At 56.2% G+C, this 21,209-nt stretch carries 12 protein-coding genes and 1 pseudogene; 9 read left to right on the top strand and 4 right to left on the bottom strand.

What is annotated here, in order from left to right:
- Window positions 1-3: 3 nt before the first annotated feature.
- The 5 genes from MMG94_RS10620 to MMG94_RS10640 all read left to right on the top strand — a co-directional run bounded on the left by MMG94_RS10620 (window position 4) and on the right by MMG94_RS10640 (window position 6,866).
- Entirely contained in the window at window positions 4-1,149 is a 1,146-nt protein-coding gene (locus tag MMG94_RS10620; RefSeq protein ID WP_081495753.1) for a glycoside hydrolase family 99-like domain-containing protein, read from the top strand.
- An 89-nt stretch (window positions 1,150-1,238) separates the two neighbouring features.
- A complete protein-coding gene (locus MMG94_RS10625; protein ID WP_154419835.1) occupies window positions 1,239-1,871 on the top strand; it encodes a class I SAM-dependent methyltransferase in 633 nt (210 codons plus the stop codon).
- A 39-nt stretch (window positions 1,872-1,910) separates the two neighbouring features.
- Window positions 1,911-2,855, top strand: a complete 945-nt coding sequence (locus tag MMG94_RS10630) for a methyltransferase domain-containing protein (RefSeq protein ID WP_016922066.1) — start codon at window positions 1,911-1,913, stop codon at window positions 2,853-2,855.
- 95 nt (window positions 2,856-2,950) lie between these two features.
- Entirely contained in the window at window positions 2,951-3,982 is a 1,032-nt protein-coding gene (locus MMG94_RS10635; RefSeq protein ID WP_081495752.1) for an alginate lyase family protein, read from the top strand.
- Window positions 3,983-4,541: 559 nt separating this feature from the next.
- Window positions 4,542-6,866 (top strand): nitric-oxide reductase large subunit, encoded by a 2,325-nt coding sequence (locus tag MMG94_RS10640; RefSeq protein ID WP_154419831.1) that lies wholly within the window; start codon window positions 4,542-4,544, stop codon window positions 6,864-6,866.
- Between the two features lie 121 nt (window positions 6,867-6,987).
- On the opposite strand, the gene MMG94_RS10645 is transcribed toward MMG94_RS10640, so the two are convergent.
- Window positions 6,988-8,196, bottom strand: a complete 1,209-nt coding sequence (locus MMG94_RS10645; RefSeq protein WP_016920422.1) for an NnrS family protein — start codon at window positions 8,194-8,196, stop codon at window positions 6,988-6,990.
- 285 nt (window positions 8,197-8,481) lie between these two features.
- On the opposite strand from MMG94_RS10645, the gene MMG94_RS10650 reads away from it, so the two are divergent.
- The 4 genes and pseudogenes from MMG94_RS10650 to MMG94_RS22120 form a co-directional block, all read left to right on the top strand.
- Window positions 8,482-13,839, top strand: a complete 5,358-nt coding sequence (locus tag MMG94_RS10650) for a HAMP domain-containing protein (protein WP_016920421.1) — start codon at window positions 8,482-8,484, stop codon at window positions 13,837-13,839.
- Window positions 13,836-15,326 (top strand): response regulator, encoded by a 1,491-nt coding sequence (locus tag MMG94_RS10655; protein WP_016920420.1) that lies wholly within the window; start codon window positions 13,836-13,838, stop codon window positions 15,324-15,326. The genes MMG94_RS10650 and MMG94_RS10655 overlap by 4 nt, the downstream gene beginning before the upstream one ends.
- 154 nt (window positions 15,327-15,480) lie before the next feature.
- Window positions 15,481-15,819, top strand: a complete 339-nt coding sequence (locus tag MMG94_RS10660; protein ID WP_016920419.1) for a response regulator — start codon at window positions 15,481-15,483, stop codon at window positions 15,817-15,819.
- Window positions 15,820-16,030: 211 nt separating this feature from the next.
- Window positions 16,031-16,127, top strand: a pseudogene (locus MMG94_RS22120) (ATP-binding protein); the annotation flags it as partial.
- A gap of 64 nt (window positions 16,128-16,191) precedes the next feature.
- On the opposite strand, the gene MMG94_RS10665 reads toward MMG94_RS22120, so the two are convergent.
- From MMG94_RS10665 to MMG94_RS10675, 3 genes are read right to left on the bottom strand one after another with little or no spacing between them, the layout of a single operon-like run.
- The gene (locus MMG94_RS10665; protein WP_016920418.1) at window positions 16,192-18,024 is read right to left on the bottom strand and encodes an ABC transporter ATP-binding protein; all 1,833 of its coding nucleotides are present in this window, start codon (window positions 18,022-18,024) and stop codon (window positions 16,192-16,194) included.
- Entirely contained in the window at window positions 18,021-19,895 is a 1,875-nt protein-coding gene (locus MMG94_RS10670; RefSeq protein ID WP_016920417.1) for an ABC transporter ATP-binding protein, read from the bottom strand. Before MMG94_RS10670 ends, MMG94_RS10665 begins: the two co-directional genes overlap by 4 nt.
- A complete protein-coding gene (locus MMG94_RS10675) occupies window positions 19,892-21,118 on the bottom strand; it encodes an acyl-CoA dehydrogenase family protein (protein WP_016920416.1) in 1,227 nt (408 codons plus the stop codon). The genes MMG94_RS10670 and MMG94_RS10675 overlap by 4 nt, the downstream gene beginning before the upstream one ends.
- Window positions 21,119-21,209 lie beyond the last annotated feature (91 nt).

A 21,209-nucleotide genomic window follows, 5' to 3' on the forward strand; every position in this document is an offset into this window, starting at 1 on the left:
CAAGTGATCGCCCATACCGACCTGAGCACAATCGCCTTCTATTTACCACAGTTCCACCCGATTCGCTTTAATGACGCAAACTGGGGCGACGGGTTTACGGAGTGGACCAACGTCGCACGCGCACGCCCGCTCTTTCCCGGCCATTTTCAGCCCAAACTGCCCGGGGCTTTAGGGTTCTATGATTTGCGGTGCCCCGAAGTGATGGACGAGCAGGCGAATTTAGCGCGCGTTGCGGGGATCGACGCGTTCTGTTTCTATTATTACCGTTTTGGTTCGCAACGTATATTAGAGAGGCCGTTAGAACAGTTTCTCGCTCATCCGGAAATAGATATCTCGTTCCTCTATTGCTGGGCTAACGAGCCCTGGACCAAGGCCTGGGACGGGCGGAGCGACAAGGTGCTGCTCGAACAATCATATGACAGCGTCGCCTTTGACGGCTTGGTCCAAGATCTGACCCGGGCAATAGCCGACGAACGGTACTTCCGCATAAAAGGCCGACCCGTTTTCCTCGTATATCAGATCGAGGAGGTTCCGGCGTCGCGCGATTTTATCTCCAAATTGCGCGAAGCAATTAAAAAGGCGGCCAACGAGGAAGTGAGCGTTGGCGCTGTATTCAGCCATGGTTACAAGCCGGAAATGTCGGAATGGCTTGACTTCGTCGTTCAGTTTCCCCCGCACCGCATGCCTCGAACTCCGGGAGTTCGAGCATTGCTGAACGCCGATCAGATGAATGTATTCGATCAAAGCAGAGGCGATTATTTCGAACCTTATGAAGCCGTGATCGATACCGCCCTGAAACATGCGAAGGATATGCCTAAAATGGCGCTCGGCGTCACGCCCGACTGGGACAATTCCGCGCGCCGACCAAACAAGGCCCACATTCTGGTCGGGAGCAAGCCCGAGCTCTTCGCTTCCTGGGTTGAAGAAGCTGTGCTCCGAACGCTCGAGAACTATGCAAGCGGGCTCATCCCCGCTCCCGTGCTTTTCGTTAACGCCTGGAACGAATGGGGCGAAGGGGCAATCCTCGAACCAAGTTTGGCGCTGGGAAGCGCATATCTCAACGCGCTTTCCACGGGGATCGAGGCAGGAAAGACTCGCTTTGCGACGCTTGACGAACCTGTGCTGCTGCTTGCCAGCGATACAAACTAAACGCAGAAAGACCTATGATGTCTCCTCGTTCAATTTGTCCCATCTGTAACTCGGATGAATTCCGAAGTTACAATGGCAGAGAAAACGCCATGTGCGCCAAATGCGGCGCCTTCGAACGCGGGCGATTGGCGTGGATGGCGCTCACCAGATTGAATTTAGCAAGACCTGGCGTTCGCGTTCTGAACCTTGCGCCGGAGCCCTTTATGCTGTGCTCCAAAAGTCGCCTGTTTGAGGGAGGCTATCACGCGGCGGATTACGACCCAGCTCTGTTCGCGAAGTGGGGTAAACCGGTGATGCCTCTGGACCTGTGCTCGGATTTGAACAACCTGCCGCCAGGTTACTACGATGTGATCATGCACAATCACGTTCTCGAGCATGTCCCTTGTGAGGTTACGACTGTTTTGCGGGGTCTAAATCGCGCGATCATCCACGGTGGATATCACCTTTTCTCCGTCCCAATCAAATCAAACGCTATTACGGTTGAAGACCTGAGCTCCGAGTTGACCAGCGCGGAACGCCTCGCGGCCTTCGGACAGGAAGATCACATGCGTTACTTCGGCGACATTGATTTCCTGGAGTTCCTGAAAAAGGCGGAAATGACCGACGGGATGGTTGATCTTTCGTCGTTGATTTCGTCGGAAGAATGCATCGCCGCCGGTTTACCGCCAGACGTGTTCGAGACGCTGAATTCCAATCGAGTGTTCGTCTGGCGGAAACAATAGAAGTTGAGCCTAGAGTGACAACAAGAGAAGGCTAGGAAAATGACCATGGAAGCTAAGACCAAAAGCATGGCGGCGGTCCCCTCCTCGCTCGGCAAAGCGCCTCGTAAGGAATGGTGGAATATTCCCCAGGTTAAACGCCACGTGAACAAGATGATTTGCGGCGTGGGCTTGAACGGCATCACGGAGGGCGACATCGTTCGGCTTAAGTCTGCGAATTCGGATCGTCCATTCGCGCGCGGCGTTTCGATCGAATGCGGGTCTGGAGAGAAGGAACTGACGCTTTTAGAGCGAAACATCGTGGAGCATTTTGATATCTACGAAGTCTCCGATATTCGCGTCCAACGCGTTCGAATGGAAGTCGAGAGGCGCGACCTGTCCAGCCGAGTGCGCTTTTTTAACAAGGTCGAAGATTTTCTGAACTCGCGCGAAAAATACGAACTTGTCTATTGGAACAACTCACTCCACCGCCGGAAGGACGTCAAAGCAGCGCTGCGTTGGAGCAGTGACGTGCTGAGCGACGAAGGCGTCGTTTACGTCAACGGATATATCGGTCCAAACCGCCATCAATGGAGCGGCCCCGAGCTGAGCGCCATCCGTCAGGCTCGCCGTGCGCTTCCCAAACATTTACTTGTTCGTCCTGATGGGGGAAGACTCCCCGTCGACATCGAACCGCATTCCGTTGAACGGTGGATGGCGATGGACCCGAGTGAGGCCATCGACTCCGCTTCGATTTTGCCCACGTTCAAATCTCTCTTTCCGACCGCGGAGGTCAGGCAGCTTGGAGGACTTTTGTACTTCGTCGCTCTGAGAGACCTCTTCGGGAATTTCGACGATGAAAGGGACGGCGCAACTCTCGACGCCGTGCTTTTCGCGGATGAGGTATTGTCGGCGGCGGGGCATAGTTTCTATGCCAGCATGCTGCACAAAAAGACGAAAAGCGCTGCGGCAGCCCCGAGCAAATTCTTCGAGCGGGTGCGACGCTGACGTAATAGGCGGTTACTTGCCTCTCTCCATAAAAAGAGCCCCTCAGAAATGAGGGGCTCCCGCCTGAGCATGGCCTTCCCGGGAGGTCTGATGTGATGTGTCTTGGAGCGGCTTCTTCCAAATCGCGGCAAGCAGGGACAGGACTATTTTTTCTGTCTCGAATGATTATTCTGGCCGCGACTGCAAGCTTTTTAATGGACCGAGAGGCAAGCGCTTGCGTCCTTGATCCGCCGGTAGACCGTGTACAAGGCGTCGACTACTATCTCGATAAACATGCGTCGATCGTAGATGCGGAAAGACAGCAGGCGGACGCCAAGGCTTATCGGCCCGTTCAGATGTTCGTTTATCACCTTGAGCAAATCATTGACGCCGATGCGCCATCGTCCGAGCTCATCAGTTGTGCGCTACAGAATTTGCATTCCTGGGCTCTATCAGACGCCATGCTGACACAACCGGAAAACTTCCCGGGCGTCCGTCAACGCGCCCGATTTTCGGTCGCGCTAAACGTCATCGCATTAAAGCTCAAAGTCGCAGGCTACTCAATCGATGAACCAATCACGCGATGGCTGCATACTCTCGCGCAAAAAGCCGTGGCGGACTTTTCCACGCGCAAACCCTACTCAAATCTATATATATGGTCAGGAGTGAATGCGGCGTCTGACGCCATTCTAACTGGAGACAAGGCAAGCAGACTCTATGCGACGAACGTATGGAGGCTTGGCGTTAGTCAAATCAATGCGGATGGAACGATTGACGTCGAGATGGACCGCGCGTCGCGAGCCTTGATGTATCATCAGTATTATCTGGCTGGCTTACTTATGCTGCGTTCGTTTCGCGTAGCCCTGGGGGATCAGGCCACACATGGCGAAGACGCTAAGCTCAGAATTTTGGCGAAAGTCGTTGGAAACGCCTTGTGTGATCCAACCAGCTTAGGCGAATTGGCTCACGCGTCGGATCAGGAACGCCCGCCCCCTTATCAATTTGCCGTACCAACGGCTTTCGGCCAGGATTTTTTGGACGCCGAGTGGGGCAGATGCGGCAAAATACCATCGCAATTGATCGATAGCGGCGCGGGTGGAGATATGGCTAAAGCTGCGTTAGCGCTGGAGGCGCTGCGCCGAAAGTAAAATTGGGAAATTTTTCGCGACGCGAGAGCCTAGCTAAACGGCGCCTCTGACTCGCCGGAAGAGCAAGCTGCGATGAATGCGTTCTATCCCAACAAGCTCAACCAAGCGTCATTGGCGTGTCGGCGCTCGCAGTAACCATCGAGCGGAACAGGGCCCCCTTCGGCCAGGAGCAAACGCCCACATCGCTTCTCGCGAAGTTGAGAGAGTCCTCGAGCCAGTCCGAAGCCTCAGGACCCGAGCGTTTCGCTTGATACATCGCCCCTCGAACGCCTCCGCGCGAGCCTCGTGCAGTGCTTTCGACTCTTTCGCATTTTTCTGTTTTCGGCCGCCGACCCAGTTGCGCATTGGGACGGAAGGCGCTTTGCCAACCGGAGGTTGGCTATACCCATATCTTGTGCAAAGCTGTACACGCATTATTGTTTCGAGAGCAAGGCCGTGTAGGCCCGCCGCTCCGGCGACCGCCTTCCGAGAGGCGAAATCAGCCAAAGAACGATAGCCTTCGGGACGATCGAACTTGCTTCCCGCATTCGCCAATCGAACGTAAGGGAGAGACGTTGACATGGCGTCAGCCGCAAAACGCTTCGACAGGCCGAGCGAGGATCCCGTCAGCAACATCCTGAAATGGGTGCTGCTCGCCGTCGCCATTGGGACCTTTGGTCTTATGGGTTGGGCGACGTCGGCCACATATCAGGCGTCGCCGCCGCAGCCCGACCGATTTGTCGCCGCCGATGGAACAGTGCTGATGACCGCGGCGGACATCGCCGCCGGAAAAGCCGGATTCCAGAAGGCCGATCTGATGGATTACGGCAGCCTTTACGGGATGGGATCCTATTATGGCGAAGATTACACCGCCTCAATCCTCGTCAGCCTCGCCAAGTCAACTCGCTACGACATAGCCATGGCCAGCCTTGGCAGGGAGTTCGAGCAACTCGGGGAGGATCAGCAAGCCGCCGTAACGGCCGCCATGCAGCGCGCGATGCAGGGAATTGATCTGACGAAGTCAGAAGCAGCGCTGCCCGACTCTGTGGCGAACGCCTTCCTCGCAGTGCGGGACGAGGTTGCAAACTCGCTTAGAACGGCAAACCCATCCGCCGGATGGACGCCCGCCTACAGCCTCGACCCGGAAGGCGCGCGACAAACGGCGGATTTTCTGGTGTTCTCAGCCATCACCACGGTGGCGCGCCGGCCGGGCGTCAGCTGGTCCTGGACCGAGAACTGGCCCTTTGAGCCCTTGGTCGGCAATACGCCGACCCTCAACACGTTCCGGTGGACCTGGATCAGTTTCTGCTTCACCTTCTTCGCCTTCGGCGCGGTGCTGTTCATCTACGAGTTCTTCCTCAACAAGCTCGACGAAGGCCAGATAGATCCTGTCCTGTCGGAATTCCGGCCGCTTACGCGAAGCCAAAGACGGATCGGAAAATACTTTGTCATGGTGGCGCTGCTGCTTCTCGTTCAGATCGCGGCGGGAACGATCATGGCGCATTCCTATTATGATCGGACCAGCTTCTACGGGATCGCCGTTAATGACGTATTCCCGTTCAATTTCCTGCGCGCCGTTCATATCCAGGCCCCCATCCTGTGGATTGGCCTTTCCTGGATCGGCGCCGCACTCTTTCTCGCTCCCGCAATGGCGGGCGGCCATGAAGCGAAAGGACAACCTTTCCTTGTCGACACGCTATTCTGGGCGACGCTGCTCATCATCGCCGGCGCGCTTATCGGCAATTATTACGGCATCATGGGTTCGATCGACCGCTACTGGTTCTGGTTCGGCAATCAGGGGCTTTCATATATCGAGCTCGGACGCTTCTGGCAGATCGGCTTCTTTGCAGGCCTGCTATTGTGGAGCCTGCTCGTCATGCGCGCGCTTTGGCCGAGCGGGCCTCTTTGGTGGCGCGCCGCAGGGGAATTTTGGTCAGGCCGCATAAGGCTCGAGCATCTGATCTGGGCTTCGACGATCAACGTGGCCGTGCTTTACGCCTTCGGCATGATACCGCTCACCGGCATCGAAAAGTCCTTCACCCTCACCGATTTCTGGCGCTGGTGGGTCGTCCATCTCTGGGTGGAGCAGTCTTTCGAGTTCTTCGCCTCCTGCATGAGCGCTTATCTTCTGATGGCCGTGGGTCTGGTGTCGCGTATGCTGGCGGAACGGGCGGTGTATTTTGAGCTGATCCTGATTTTTCTTGGCGGCGTTATCGGCACCGGGCACCATCTTTATTGGGTCGGCGGTCCCAGCATGTGGGTGCCGATGGGCAGCATGTTCTCCTTCATCGAGGTGCTGCCTCTGGTGCTCCTGATCATCGAAGCGATGAACCAGTATCTTCTCATCAAGGCGCATCACGAATTCAAATATAGGCTTGCATACACATACGTCATTGGCGCGGCTTTCTGGAATTTTGTCGGAGCCGGCGTGTTCGGAGGCGGCACGCTCAACGCGCCGCTCATCAATTACTATGAACATGGAACGTTCCTGACGCTCAACCACGCGCACACGGCGTTGTTCGGCGCCTTCGGTCTGCTGGCGATCGGCCTCATCTATTTCTGTCTGCGCTACGCCGCCGCGGACAGGAGCCCGTTCAACGAAAAGATCGGCTTGATCGCTTTCTGGCTCTATAACGCCGGCCTGGTGTTGTGGATCGCCCTGAATTTCTTTCCGATTGGATGGTCTCAGCTGGATGCGGCATTCGAACACGGCTTCGCCTATGCTCGCAGCAACGCGTTCTATTCCCAGACATTGCTGTGGCAATGGCTCCGACTGCCGGGGGATGTTCTGTTTGCATTGGGAGCGCTTCTCATGGCCTGGGATTTCATCGTCAAGCTGCGCCCGCTTTTCTGGCAGGCGGTCGAGCGCACGGAACCGGCGCCTCGCGCTGAACCGGCCGAATGACTGCTCAATTGTGGGGATAGCAGAAAGTCGACTCGACAGGCTTGGAGATCCTTTGCGTCTTTCATTGCGGATGATCATGAACGGCGCCAAAAGGCGCATGCGGCGAAAAAGGCGCCAGCGCTTATGCGTCAGATCGCGCGCGCGGCCCCGTCAGCATCTTGAAATACAGTAGCGCGAAGAGGCCGTAAGCCAGGCTCCACAGCCCGGCTGCGACAGCGAGGGAGGCGAAATAATATTCGCCCGTAAAGGGCGCGCTGACGCGCAGCGCCGCCGCGAGCGTCACCAAGACATAAATGGCCGCCGTCCCCCGATCGGCGACAAGCGCGCGCCCCGTGTGGCCGCGCGTCGCGCGAGTCATCACGGCGAGCGTCATCGTTCCAATGGCGCCGGCGGTGAGCGCGTGCAGAGGCGCGGTCGAGTCCGTGACGCCAAGAAATTCGTTCGCGCCCATGAACAGCAAGCCGAGCGCAAGCCAGCCATAGCCCAGATGCAGCACGAACAGCAGAGGCTCCGCCCCCGTGTTGGCGCCGCGCCAGCGCATGAGCCGCGCAAACAGCGCGGCGCCTGCGATAATCTCGAGAATGGCGGTCGCTCTCGCATCTGGGAACGCGACCCAGGCGATGAGCGCCAGGAGCGTTGCCGCCAACGCGAAGCGGTCGAGCCCGCCGAAAGGAGCTGGTTCGACGGCGCCCGGCAAGGTTTTGGCCAGCCAGTTGCGGGTGAAGCTCGGCGTGATGCGCCCGCCGATAAGGGCGACGAGCATGGCGAGCGTCGCGACGCCCATGCGCGCCCCGAAGACGCCTGTCGCGGCGATGTTCATCGCGTCGAGGTGCGTGAGCATATTGCCGACAAAGAGAAGGGCGAGGGCCGCCGCCATGGGTAGGTTGCGCCAGTTCCGCCCGGTCACGATCTCACGCGCGACGACAAGCAGGAACACGGCCGGAAAGGCGAGATCGAGCGCCGCCGCGATGGGCGCCGGGACGCTCGCCGAAAAGAAAATGGCGACGCGACCGAGAAGCCATAGCGCGACAAGACCGGCGAGCGGCGCGCCTTGCAGGGGCATTCGCCCCGTCCAATTGGGGATCGCCGTGAGCAGAAATCCCGCCACGACGGCGCCGCCGAAACCGAAGGCCATCTCATGCGGATGCCAGATGCTCGGCGAGAATCGCGTCGGCAACTCAGCGGCCATCTCGAAATAGGCGATCGAAAGCGGCAGCGCGACGGCGGCCCAGAGCGCGGCGGCGAGAAAGAAGGGACGAAACCCCGCCGAAAGGAAGGTCGCCAGGAACGTTCGGCTCTCCTGGGCGCAGTAACGCGGAATGGCGGGCATGATACGCCTCTCCTGAGGTCATGAAGCATTGCAGAATGGCGTGCGCCCGGCCAAGCCGCAACACAAACGACGCCGAACGGACGTCGCGCCCGGGGGCTTCGAGCATCAGCGGGGCTACAGCCCAGCTGCAACCCTGAGCCTTGCCCGCTCCATCACTGGGTCTAGATATCGTTTATGCCTGACGGAGCTAAATCCTTGGAACAAAATTCGGCGGCTCGGCAGACTGGATCTGTCGAGATTGGGAAACAGACAAGCCAGAATCGCTCCGACGACCAGTTGCGCGCGATGCTTCACGCGCTGCAGGCGATGAAAACAGGGGATTTCAACGTATGCTTACCCAATGACTGGGACGGCCTTATCGGGAAGATCGCTGATTGCTTTAACGATATCCGCGCTCTTAACCAGCGCATGGCGACTGAGCTTGAGCGAGTGGGGCAAGCCGTCGGACGCGAGGGATTCACCCGTCAGCGCGTGAAATTTACAAACCGTTCCGGCGCCTGGGGCGGGATGGAAAGCTCGGTCAATACGCTGATCGACGATCTGCTTTGGCCTACCAATGAAGTCACGCGCGCAATTGGCGCCGTCGCCCAAGGAGATCTCCTGCAAACCGTTCGTCTTGAAGTCGACGGGCGCCCACTTCTCGGCGAATTTCTGCGTTCGGCGAAAATAGTCAATCGCATGATTGGCCAGTTGCGGGAATGCACATCCGAGGTAACTCGTGTTGCGAGAGAGGTCGGAACCGAAGGAAAGCTTGGCGGCCAGGCGCAGGTGCGCGACGTGACGGGTGTGTGGAAAGAACTCACCGAATCCGTGAATTTCATGGCGGACAATTTGACCAGCCAGGTAAGAAACATTGCCGAAGTAACCATCGCCGTCGCCAATGGCGATCTCTCGAAGAAGATCACGGTCGATGTTCGCGGCGAAATTCTCCAGCTGAAAGAAGCCATCAATACGATGGTGGATCAGTTGCGGTCATTTGCATCTGAGGTGACGCGCGTAGCGCGCGAAGTCGGAACCGATGGGAAATTGGGGGGACAAGCAACCGTGCCCGGGGTCGCCGGGACATGGAAAGACCTTACGGATTCCGTGAACGCGATGTGCGGCAATCTGACGGATCAGGTCCGCAACATTGCACAAGTGACAACCGCCGTGGCCCGCGGTGATCTCTCGCGGAAAATTACGGTGGATGTCAAAGGGGAAATTCTCGAACTCAAGCAAACCATCAACACGATGGTGGATCAGCTCAATTCATTCGCCTCCGAAGTCACTCGCGTCGCCCGCGAGGTCGGCACCGAAGGAAAGCTTGGCGGCCAGGCCGTGGTGCCCGGAGTCGGCGGCACCTGGAAAGATTTGACCGATAACGTCAACTTCATGGCGTCTAATTTGACGGCGCAAGTGCGCAACATAGCCGAAGTTTCAACCGCAATCGCCAATGGCGATCTTTCAAAGCAGATCACCGTCAACGTTTCCGGTGAGATCTTGCAACTTAAGGAGACCATCAACACGATGGTCGATCAATTGAACGCTTTCGCCGGCGAAGTCACGCGCGTCGCGCGCGAAGTGGGAACGGAGGGGCGCTTGGGCGGCCAGGCGCAGGTTCTTGGCGTGGCCGGCACATGGAAAGATCTGACCGACTCCGTCAACTCCATGGCCGGCAATTTGACGGCTCAGGTCCGAAATATCGCGGAGGTTACGACGGCCGTCGCCCGGGGCGATCTGTCCCGCAAAATAACCGTCGACGTAAAAGGCGAAATTCTTGAACTTAAGAACACGATCAACACCATGGTTGATCAGTTGAACGCCTTCGCGTCGGAAGTGACGCGCGTTGCGCGCGAGGTCGGCACCGAAGGCAAACTCGGCGGCCAAGCGCAGGTGCCGGGCGTCGCCGGCACTTGGAAGGATCTGACTGACAACGTCAATTTCATGGCAGGAAATTTGACGGCCCAGGTGCGCAACATCGCCGAAGTCGCCACGGCGATCGCGACGGGCGATCTATCGAAGAAAATTACCGTCGACGTGCGTGGCGAAATCCTGCTTCTGAAGGAGACTCTCAACACCACGGTCGATCAGCTCAACGCCTTCGCTGGAGAAGTCACGCGCGTTGCGCGCGAAGTCGGAACGGACGGTCGTCTTGGAGGTCAGGCGGTGGTGCCTGGCGTCGGCGGCACGTGGAAGGATCTAACGGAGAACGTCAATTTGTTGGCGGCGAACCTGACGACGCAAGTACGAAATATCGCCGAAGTCACGACGGCGGTCGCGCGCGGCGATTTGAGCCGAAAAATTACTGTCGATGTGAAGGGCGAAATTCTCGAACTTAAAAACACGATCAATACGATGGTCGATCAGCTGAACGCCTTCGCCTCGGAGGTGACGCGCGTCGCTCGAGAAGTCGGCACCGAAGGCAAACTCGGCGGACAAGCGCAGGTGCCTGGCGTCGCCGGCACTTGGAAGGATCTAACGGATACTGTGAACGTTATGGCCGCCAATCTCACTGAACAGGTGCGAGGAATCGTCAAGGTCGTGACGGCCGTCGCTGAAGGCGATCTAACGCAAAGCCTTACGGTAAAGTCGAAAGGCGAAGTCGCGGCGCTCGCCGATACGATTAACAATATGACCCGAACATTGGCGACCTTCGCCGATCAGGTCACCACGGTCGCGCGCGAGGTTGGCGTCGAGGGACGCCTTGGCGGGCAGGCGCATGTGCCGGGCGCTGCGGGGACGTGGAAGGATCTCACCGGAAATGTGAATCTCCTTGCCGCAAATTTGACGACGCAGGTCCGCTCGATCGCCGATGTCGCGACCGCTGTGACCAAGGGTGATCTAACTCGCCTCATTCAAGTAGACGCCCGAGGCGAAGTGGCGGAACTTAAAGACAACATCAATACGATGATTGATAATCTCCGCCTGACGACGGAGCATAATACCGAGCAGGATTGGTTAAAAACGAATCTTGCAAAGTTTACGTCCATGCTTCAGGGGCAGCGCGATCTGAACTCAGTTGGTCGGTTGCTGCTTTCAGAGCTGTCGCCGCTCGTCAACGCGCATCAGGGCGTAATATATCAAATGGTCAGCGACGATGGCGCGCATGTGCTGCAAATTCTTTCCGCTTATGCAGGAGATAATGAGAACGGTCACAGGACTAAGCTCAAGATCGGCGAAGGGCTCGTCGGACAATGCGCGGCGGATAAACGGCGTTTGATGATCAAAGATGTGCCGGTCGACGCGGTTCCAATTCGCTCGACTTTTTTCAGGTCCGTTCCACGCAGCATCATCGTTCTGCCGGTGCTGTTCGAAGGACAAGTAAAAGCGGTGATCGAACTCGCGACCATGGGAGAGTTCACACTGTTGCAGACGACATTTCTCGAACAATTAACAGCGTCAATCGGCATCGTGCTCAATTCGATCGAAGCAACGATGCAGACAGAGGGACTTCTTGTGCAGTCCCAGACGCTTGCCGTGGAGCTGCAAACGCAACAGCGCGAGCTGCAGAATACGAACGACCAGCTTGAACTTAAGGCGCAGCAAGTTGCCGAACGCAACGTTGAAGTCGAGCGCAAGAACCAGCAGCTCGAACAGGCTCGACGGGCATTGGAGGAAAAAGCAGCGGAGCTCGCCCTAACTTCTAAGTATAAATCAGAGTTCCTGGCGAATATGAGCCATGAACTGCGGACGCCCCTGAATTCGATCCTGATCCTCGGTCAGCAGCTTGGCGAGAACCCCGAGAGCAATTTGACTCCAAAGCAGGTTGAATTTGCAAGGACGATCCATAGCGCCGGCACAGATCTTCTCAATCTCATTTCGGATATTTTAGACCTCTCAAAAATCGAGTCTGGCACTGTCACGGTCGAAGCTGAGGAGGTTTTCTTCCAAAATCTTCTCGACCGGATTGCGTTGCCCTTCCGACACGACGCGGACAGTCGCGGTCTGTCCTTCGACCTCCACAGCGAAACCTCTATAGGCCGCAGTATTGTCACCGACCCGAAAAGGCTTCAACAAGTCCTCAAAAATCTCCTTTCGAACGCATTCAAATTCACCGAGAGCGGCGGCGTGAAGCTCGATGTGCACGCCGCAACGGAGGGTTGGACCGCGGGCCATCCCATTCTTTCACAGGCCTCGCTCGTCGTCGCCTTCAGCGTAAGCGATACAGGCGTCGGCATACCGCCCGAGAAACAGAAAATCATCTTCGAGGCGTTTCAACAGGCCGACTCATCGACAAGCAGACGCTATGGGGGGACGGGACTTGGCCTTGCTATTAGTCGTGAGCTTGCGTCGTTGCTAGGCGGCGAAATCCAGTTGCGTTCGACTCCCGGCGAGGGGTCAACGTTTACGCTCTACCTTCCGACCGCATATGTTGGCCCTAGTATCGCCGTAAGCGTCAATCCAAATGTTCGGATCCCCCAAGCAACCCCCGACGATGCAGTGGCGACCGAGCCGATAGCGGATGATCGAAATCATATCGCCGAGGGGGACAAAGTTCTTCTCATTGTCGAAGACGATCCTGACTTCGCGAGTGTGCTTGCCGATTATGGCCGGAGCAATGGTCTAAGGATCGTTACCGCCACAAATGGAGGCGAGGCGATCGAACTCGCGCGCTTCTTTAGGCCAAGCGCGATCACGCTTGATGTTTTTCTCCCGGACATGCTCGGTTGGAGCGTTCTATCGCGACTCAAACAAGATTCCGGGCTTCGTCACATCCCGGTCCTGATGTTGACGATCGACGAAAATCGGCAACATGGCCTTGCCCGCGGCGCTTTTAGCTTTTTCACCAAACCTGTCGACGCCGAAGAGTTGAAATTTGCTTTGCAGCGAATGCTTGATTTTTCAACGCCGCGGCGTCGTCGGCTGCTCGTGGTCGAAGACGATCCCGTGCAGCGGCTCGCTATTCGCAGTTTGATCGAGCACGACGATGTCGAGATCTCTGAGGCGGCGTCCGGGCAGGAAGCCCTGGTCGCGTTAAAATCGAAAGATTGGGACTGCGTTGTGCTCGATTTGACGCTTCCTGATATGTCAGGGTTCGACGTGCTCGAACGCCTTAACGGAGGAAATGGTCACGTCATCGACTATCCGATCGTTGTCTTCACGGGGAAAAGGCTCCTGCAAGAGGAAGATATTCGTCTTCGTGCAATGGCGCGAAGCATTGTGATCAAGGGCGTCGAATCCCCTGAGCGCCTGCTCGACGAAACTGCCCTGTTCATGCACAGGGTGATCGCGAACCTTCCGGTCGAGAAGCAGCGTATGCTTGAACGCTTGCACAGCTCGGATGAGGATTTGGTTGGGCGGACGGTTTTGCTTGTGGACGATGACCCTCGTAATATCTTTGCGCTAGCGAGCGTCCTCGAGCGTCGGGGCATGCGGGTTCTCACGGCCACGACAGGTGGCGAAGCGATCGACCTCGTTGAGAACGATTGCGCAATCTCAATTGTGCTTGTGGATATCATGATGCCCGAGATGGATGGGTATCAAACGATACAAATCATCCGTCAGGACCCTACGCTTTGGAGTCTTCCGATCGTCGCGCTTACCGCAAAGGCCATGAAAGGGGATCGCGAAAAATGCCTTCGTGCTGGCGCTTCGGATTATCTCGCCAAGCCCGTTAATACAGAACAGCTCCTCTCGGCTCTTCGCATGTGGCTGCACCGATGACGCACAGTCAAAGCACTGGAGCTCCCGATAAGGTAAAAATTCTTCTGGTCGATGATCAACCAGGAAAGCTGACGAGCTATGAAGCCATACTTGACGAGCTCGACCAGAAGTTGCTTAAAGCGAATTCAGCAAAAGAGGCGCTTGATCTTCTGCTCAGGAACAATGACATCGCCATAATTTTGATCGACGTATGCATGCCGGACCTCGACGGCTTTGAATTGGCGAAAATCATCCGCGAACATCCCCGTTTTCAGGACACCGCCATTATCTTCGTCTCTGCAATTAATATTACGGAGATCGACGCCATGAAAGGCTATGAACTGGGAGCAGTCGACTATGTCCCCGTTCCCGTCGTGCCGAATGTGCTTCGAGCCAAAGTGCGGGTGTTTATCGATCTATTCACAAAAACGCGCGCGCTGGCGCGAATGAATGAAGAGCTTGAAAAGCGCGTCGCCGAACGTACTGCGCAGCTTGAAGCCGCGGTTGCGCGGCAGGAACTCTTGGCGCGCGAAGTGGACCACCGCGCCCGCAATGCTCTCGCTGTCATTCAGTCGATCGTTGCGCTGACGCCCGCCGAGAACATACGGTCTTTTTCGGAGTCGGTCACAGGACGTATCCGCGCGATGGCGACGGCGCATAATCTTTTGTCGGCATCGCGCTGGCAGGGGGTCGATCTGATCAGTCTCGCAAAGGAAGAGCTTGCTCCATTTGCCGACGAAAACCGAATCGCCATCAATGGCGAAGCCGTATCGATTTCCCCAACCGCCGCCCAAAGTCTTGCGCTCGTGCTACATGAATTGGCGACTAACGCTGCGAAATACGGAGCCTTAAAGGATCCTGACGGAAAGCTTACTGTCACATGGGATCTATGCGACGAACGCCTGGAGCTCGTCTGGAACGAGGATTGCGCTGTTGAGGGCGACCCTCAGTCACGGGTGGGGTTTGGTTCAAAGGTTATCGAAACGAGCATCCGAAATCAGTTGCGCGGCGCTATCGAGCGAGAATGGAGGTCGCGCGGCCTGGTTTGTACGATAAGGTTGCCCCGCAGGCATTTTGCGATACCTGAGCTTGCTGGAACGAGCGTGGAAGAACCGGGTTTGGTCGTAGATAGTGAAAGCCTTCGTGGTCGTCGGCTTTTGGTGCTCGAGGACGAGCCGTTAATTGCAATGATGACATGCGAGGTCGTTCGGGAGCTCAATGCCGATGTTCTTGGTCCCTTTGCGTCCATAGCGGACGCGCGACAAGCCATGCTGGAGTCCGTCGACGCCGCGCTGCTCGATGTAAACGTTGGCGGCGAACTCGTTTATGGTTTCGCGGGCGAACTCCAGAGTCGTGGCGTGCCCGTCGTGTTCGTCACGGGTTATCATGCTTACGCGGTCGATGAACAGTTTGGGTTTGCGCGCGTCCTTACAAAACCAATTGAACGCGATGACCTTGGAATCGCATTAACGCAGTTGTTTGCGCCCAAGAGAGTCGGCGCCGGCTGATCGCCGGTTGCCATGATTTTACCTTGTTTTCCCGCGTCGCGTTAGGACGAAATACAAAATTTCTGACCTTGAAATAGTTTTGAAACGCTTTAGTTGACCCGTGTCCAGCATTGCCCGGTAGCTTGCGCAGGGCCCTTTTACAGGCGAGCGACAAATGACCCGGATACTCATCGTCGAAGACGAGGCCATGATTGCGCTTTATCTTTCGCAGGAGTTGTCTGAAGCTGGCTATCGGGTTATTGGGCCAGCCGCGTCGAACGAAGAAGCGTTACAATTAATTGATGGGGTTGGATGTGACGGCGCCTTGCTAGATGTGGATCTCGGCTGCGAAACGTCCGAAGTCGTGGCGATCCGCCTCAGAGAGCGCGGCGTTTTGTTCGCGGCATTAACGGGTTACGCGGCAAGTTGTCAACCGGTCGCATTTGAGAATGCGCCAATTCTCAAGAAGCCTGTTTGTATTAAAGAATTACTGCGAGTGTTGCGTAATTGGTAATCGCTTCGAGTTTGAAGCGAACATTTCTAAATATGGCTCCGCCAGAGGGATTATCTTCGCCCACGATCTACCAAGCTGATTCCCGATGACCGAACGCAAGCGCTGTTTTGATCGCACTTTCAAAACGGGATCGCGTTGGACAAGTCTGATCTCCTAATTTGGAGATCAGACTTGCGTCTAAACTTGATCCTTCGCTTGAGCCGAACGGCCGGCCTGGCACGAAATTATCGGCGATCCGACTTACGCCGACACCATTCTCGATCGCGTCGTCCACAACGCACCCCATCGAGTTGTCCGGCGAGAGCCTGCCCCAAGCCCGCGCCAAAACAGAAAACAGCTCGCCGCTCCACCCCAATCTGGATATGTCTACGTTTAATCGTCATCAAAGGACGAAATATTGCGACGATACATCGCCGCATAAACTCCATCATTGTTCAAAAGGTCAGTGTGGCTTCCCTGCTCCAAGATAGCGCCGTCGCGCAACACGATAATGCGGTGCGCATCCCGCACGGTCGCAAGTCGATGGGCAATTACGATGCTCGTCCGTCCCGTCAGCAACGTTCGCAACGCCTGCTGGATTTCCGCTTCGACGAAACTGTCGATGCTAGCGGTAGCTTCGTCGAGAATGAGAATTTTTGGATCGGCGCACAAAGCGCGAGCGAAACTCAACAACTGCCGTTGCCCGATCGATAGGTTCTGCCCTCTCTGTTCCAGATGCGTGTCGTATCCATTGGGTAGCGACATAATAAATTCATGAGCGCGAACGGCGCGCGCTGCATCGATAGCCGCTTCGCGGCTGGCGGCGGTCGCATATAGAATGTTTTCCAAAACCGTTCCCGTAAACAGAAATGGATCCTGAAGGACTATGGCGACATTCGCGCCGATAGAGGCCTGCTTCAAGTCACGCACATCTATGTCGTTGATGAGAACTCGCCCATCCCAAACATCGTAAAAACGATGCGCAAGCGCTGCAATGCTCGTCTTACCAGAACCGGTCGGTCCTACAAGCGCCACAACCTCACTCGGTGCGACAGTGAAACTGACGCCCTTCAATACCGGTCGGCCCGGCCTGTATCCGAAGCTGACATTTTCAAATGTGAGAGAGAGTTCATTCGCTGCAATATTCTTTGCGATCGGCTTGTCTTCCAGAGCGATGGGAACATCGAGAACCTCAAATATTCTTTTACCGGAGGCTGTCGCACGTTGCATCATCGTGTATTGCATCGAGACAGTTCGTATCGGATCGAAGAAGCGTTGCACATAAAAAATGAAGGCGACCATGACACCGATGTCGATGCTACCATCGCTTACCATTTTTCCACCGATGACGATTACGACGGCGGTCGCCGCGCCCATCAAAATATCGACAGCGGGCACCATTATCTGGGAGGCAAAGGAGGCGGCAAGATGCGCCCGGTAGTTGTCGTCGACCTTCTCGGAAAAGTCGCGCAAGTTCGCCGCTTCACGTCGTGAACCCTGAACAATGCGCACGCCCCCGATGTTCTCGGCCAGCGCGCCATTCACGATTGAAGACGTGTCGCGCGCGCGACTAAACGCGGACTTCGCCCAGGGCAGCCAAACAGCGCGAATGGCGACGAGCACAGGGATGACCGTGAGGGAGAGCAATGCCAATCGCCATTCCATAGCGAGAAGCATGCCGATGATTCCGAAAAGAAGAACCAGGTCACCCGTCGCGGCGATCGAGGTTTCAAAAAATTCTTGCAGCGCATTCACATCGCCCTGGAGCCTCGACATGATCCGACCTACATGGGTCTTATCCATGAAGGAGAGCGAAATTTTTTGAAGATGAACGAACATCGCCTTGCGTAGATCGAATATAACTTTTTGCGCCAGCCGCGCCGCCGTCGTTTCCTGAAGATAGCTGGAAGCAGCGTTGAGGATGATCAGAAAAACGAAGGCGGATAGCACTGAATTTAGATCGAAGCTTCCGGGCTTACCTACGATGCTGTCGACAGCGAGTCTTATCGCGTATGGAATGCAGACTTGAGTTGCGACGAACGCAAGCACAGCGATGACAGCGAACGCCAGTTCTTTCTTATAGGGTGCGACGAACGGCCAGATACGACGAATGATTCCAGAATCGATCGCGACGAAAATCTCTTCGCCCACTTCGCTTTGCGTTCCGGGAGCGCCATGGAAATTCCCGCCGCCGACGGCTCTCCCGCCCAATTCCATGAAACTCATGCGCTGACTCTCGTTTCTTCATCCAGTGGATGCCGCTCCAAATTGGCGCCGCCTTGCGCTTGATAGAGTGCGGCATATACGCCGTTGGCTCTGACGAGCCTTTCGTGTGTGCCCCGCTCTATAATGCTTCCCTTGTCGAGAACGATAATTTCATTGGCATGCATCAACGAACTCAATCGATGCGAAATGATAATCGTCGCCTGCGCCTTGGTCGCGTCGCGCAAGGCGCGTCGGACCTGATGTTCCGTAGATGCGTCGATTGCCGATGTGGCGTCATCAAAAATCAATATTTTCGGCTTTGGAACCATTCCGCGCGCAATCGAAACACGTTGCCTCTGCCCGCCGGAAAGGTTCACGCCCCGCTCACCGACCCGTGTGGCGTAACCGGCGGGAAGAGTGCCGATGAACCCGTGAATCTGAGCCGTCAACGCCGCGTCGACAAGTTCATGCTCTTCTGCGTCCGGGTCTACATAAGCCACGTTGCTCGCGACGCTGTCGTCGAACAAGAAAACATCCTGCTGAATGATCCCGACTACGTTGCGCAATGAGTCGAGCGTTATATTTCGTACGTCCTGTCCGTCGATCGTAATTCGTCCCGTCGTGACATCATAGAAGCGAGGGATGAGATGCGCGAGGGTCGACTTTCCGGAGCCGGAAGGCCCTACGATACCGAGCGTCTGCCCGCATTTCAGCTGAAACGAGATCTTATTGAGGATAAGAGGCGCGCTCCGATCATACCCAAAACTGACGTCTTCGAAACGCAAGACGCCTTTGTCGACAACCAGCTCCCTTGCGTCGAAACTATCGTGAACCGTCGGCGGGAGGTCGAGAATCTCGAACAAGCGCTTCCCCGACGAGATTGCGCGCGCAGACGAGTTCATAATCATCCCGACCTGCCGAACCGGCATTTGCAGCAGCGTCATGAACGTCAGGAACTCTGTGAGTTGTCCTATCGTGATCTGACCTGCCGCCACACGCCGGCCCCCAACCCACAACACGGCGATCATCGCTAGATAATAACCGGCGGTAATCATCGTCATGCCGCTCGCGCGGACGCGAATGCGCTCGTTCGAAAGCGAAAGCGCGGCGTCGCCAGCCGTATCGAATTTGCGAATTTCAAAATTCTGCGAGGAAAAGGCGCGCACGACGCGACTTCCCTGTAGATTTTCCTCCATCACCCGCGTCAGTTGGCCAAGCTGCTCTTGCAGACGCGTCCATGCTCGACGAAGCGACAGCCCCATGCGCCCCGCCCTCCAGCCGATTACGGGAACGAAGCTTAAAGTCACAAGCGCGAGCGTCACGTCTTCACTGAAAAGAAGAAACGACCCAAAAGAAACGAGCAAGACGAGAGAAATGCAGCGCTGCATTCCATTTTCAATAAATCCACGCACGCCCTCGAGATCCAACATGCCGCGGGTGATCAACTCTCCCGAGTGAATGCGGTCATGAAAATCGAACCCCAATCGCTGGAGCTTCTCAAAAAAAGCGACGCGTAAATCTCTGCCGATCGCCTGTGCGATGAGTTCGCTTTGATATCCCGAAATCATTTGAAAGAGGCCGCGAAAGGATGCAGCCGCGACCAGGAGGAGGGAGGCAAAAGAGAGAGTTTGGATCACGGCGTCGGACGAAACGTCGTGATTTTGCAACAATGAATGGGCCGTGTCCACCGAGGCGCCGAGTAAATGTGGGATTGCAAGGTTGGAGATCGACGCTGCGAGGCTGGTGGCCGTCGCCAAGGCGAAACGCCACGGATAGCGAAAAACGAGCCCTATCACGCGTAGGAGAGTTTCTTTTCCATTTTCCAAAGCCGCGCCTTTAAGATTGTCGAGATCCGGGATAGGAGAGGACTTCATATGTTTGCGCATGGTCATGCGCTCTCCGCTCTAAGCGCAGGATGAATCGAAAACTCGGACAAACTTGATCCCGCATTTAGGAAAGAGGCGTCCGCGGCCAGTTTGCGCACGACATCGGAGCCGGGCGGATGATTGGGGCCGAATTGAACGTCTCGGAAGTAGCGTTCCAGCGGATATTCGCGGCTGAGACCCGCATTTCCCATGGTCCCCGCGGCCAACTCGACGGCCTTTTTCGCATGATTGCGAACGATCACTTTTGAAATTCCCGCGTCGACATCGAGCTCCCGCTCCGCACCGTTCTCGAAATCGTCGACAATGCTTAGGTTAAGCCTCTCCGCAACACGAATCAGCGTCTCGATTTGGCCCACTTTGTCGCGCACATGCTCAAGCTTCGACAACGGATAGCCGAGACTTCCCGGGGAGCGTTCCTGCAGATAAGTGACCAAGAAATTACGCGCCGCTTTCGCGATCCCGAGATATATGGCGTTCCATGTGACGATGGACAAGCCTTTGACGACCACGGCGTCGCCACCGGACTTACGATTGTCGAACTGCCCGACGAGACAGTCTTCGGGAACGAAGACATTATCCAGAATCAAATCATGGCTTGCCGTTCCTCTTAGCCCGACGTAATCCCAGTTTTCAATGATCGAGATACCGGGCGAGTCGGCGGTGATGAAATAGGATCCACGAATATTTTCTTCATTGCTGGCCGCGACGGTGAACCACCTCAAGCCGACAGAACCAGTTGCATAACGCTTGTGTCCAGAGACACGCCATCCGCCTGGAACCCTTCTTGCAACCGTATTCAATACGCCGGAACCGCGCACGGGAGATCCGAGTTCGGGTTCGTAGTTCAGAGAATTTATGAGAGAGAGCCGTTCGAGCGACTCCCGGGCGACTTTCGTATAGAGCGAAGTCGGCCATGATTTCGAACGCGCTTGTGCGCCATGCAGATTGAAATACATCGAAACCACCAAAGCCGTCGATGCGTCAGCTTGTGCGACCTGGTCGAGAAGGTGGATATGATCGCGCAACCCACCGCCGAATCCCCCATGTTCGCGACCGATCGGCAGCGCAAGAAATCCATGCCGATGCAGAACTTCATAGTTTTCATAGGCGAATGAGCCGGACCGATCATAGTCGGGCGCTCGTTCGGCAAAGCCGCGCACTATTTGCGGCAGTTTGTCCCATTCGGGCGCCAGCTTTTCTTTTATGATAGACGACTCAACGGCTGTCATTATTTGCCCTTTGTCCAGTTCTCGCTCCGCGCTCGCTGTCGAACGTTGGCGACCTCAGACGCGACTTGGTTCGAAGATTGTCCTACCGAGA

The organism is Methylocystis parvus OBBP (assembly GCF_027571405.1).
Classification (GTDB): domain Bacteria; phylum Pseudomonadota; class Alphaproteobacteria; order Rhizobiales; family Beijerinckiaceae; genus Methylocystis; species Methylocystis parva.

Excerpts from the sequence above, each read along its gene's own strand:
- MMG94_RS10650 (WP_016920421.1), top strand. The coding sequence starts at position 8,482 with ATGCTTCACGCGCTGCAGGCGATGAAAACAGGGGATTTCAACGTATGC.
- MMG94_RS10655 (WP_016920420.1), top strand. The coding sequence starts at position 13,836 with ATGACGCACAGTCAAAGCACTGGAGCTCCCGATAAGGTAAAAATTCTT.
- MMG94_RS10635 (WP_081495752.1), top strand. The coding sequence starts at position 2,951 with ATGTGTCTTGGAGCGGCTTCTTCCAAATCGCGGCAAGCAGGGACAGGA.
- MMG94_RS10625 (WP_154419835.1), top strand. The coding sequence starts at position 1,239 with ATGTGCGCCAAATGCGGCGCCTTCGAACGCGGGCGATTGGCGTGGATG.
- MMG94_RS10670 (WP_016920417.1), bottom strand. The coding sequence starts at position 19,895 with ATGACCATGCGCAAACATATGAAGTCCTCTCCTATCCCGGATCTCGAC.
- MMG94_RS10665 (WP_016920418.1), bottom strand. The coding sequence starts at position 18,024 with ATGAGTTTCATGGAATTGGGCGGGAGAGCCGTCGGCGGCGGGAATTTC.
- MMG94_RS10675 (WP_016920416.1), bottom strand. The coding sequence starts at position 21,118 with ATGACAGCCGTTGAGTCGTCTATCATAAAAGAAAAGCTGGCGCCCGAA.
- MMG94_RS10630 (WP_016922066.1), top strand. The coding sequence starts at position 1,911 with ATGACCATGGAAGCTAAGACCAAAAGCATGGCGGCGGTCCCCTCCTCG.
- MMG94_RS10640 (WP_154419831.1), top strand. The coding sequence starts at position 4,542 with ATGGCGTCAGCCGCAAAACGCTTCGACAGGCCGAGCGAGGATCCCGTC.
- MMG94_RS10660 (WP_016920419.1), top strand. The coding sequence starts at position 15,481 with ATGACCCGGATACTCATCGTCGAAGACGAGGCCATGATTGCGCTTTAT.
- MMG94_RS10645 (WP_016920422.1), bottom strand. The coding sequence starts at position 8,196 with ATGCCCGCCATTCCGCGTTACTGCGCCCAGGAGAGCCGAACGTTCCTG.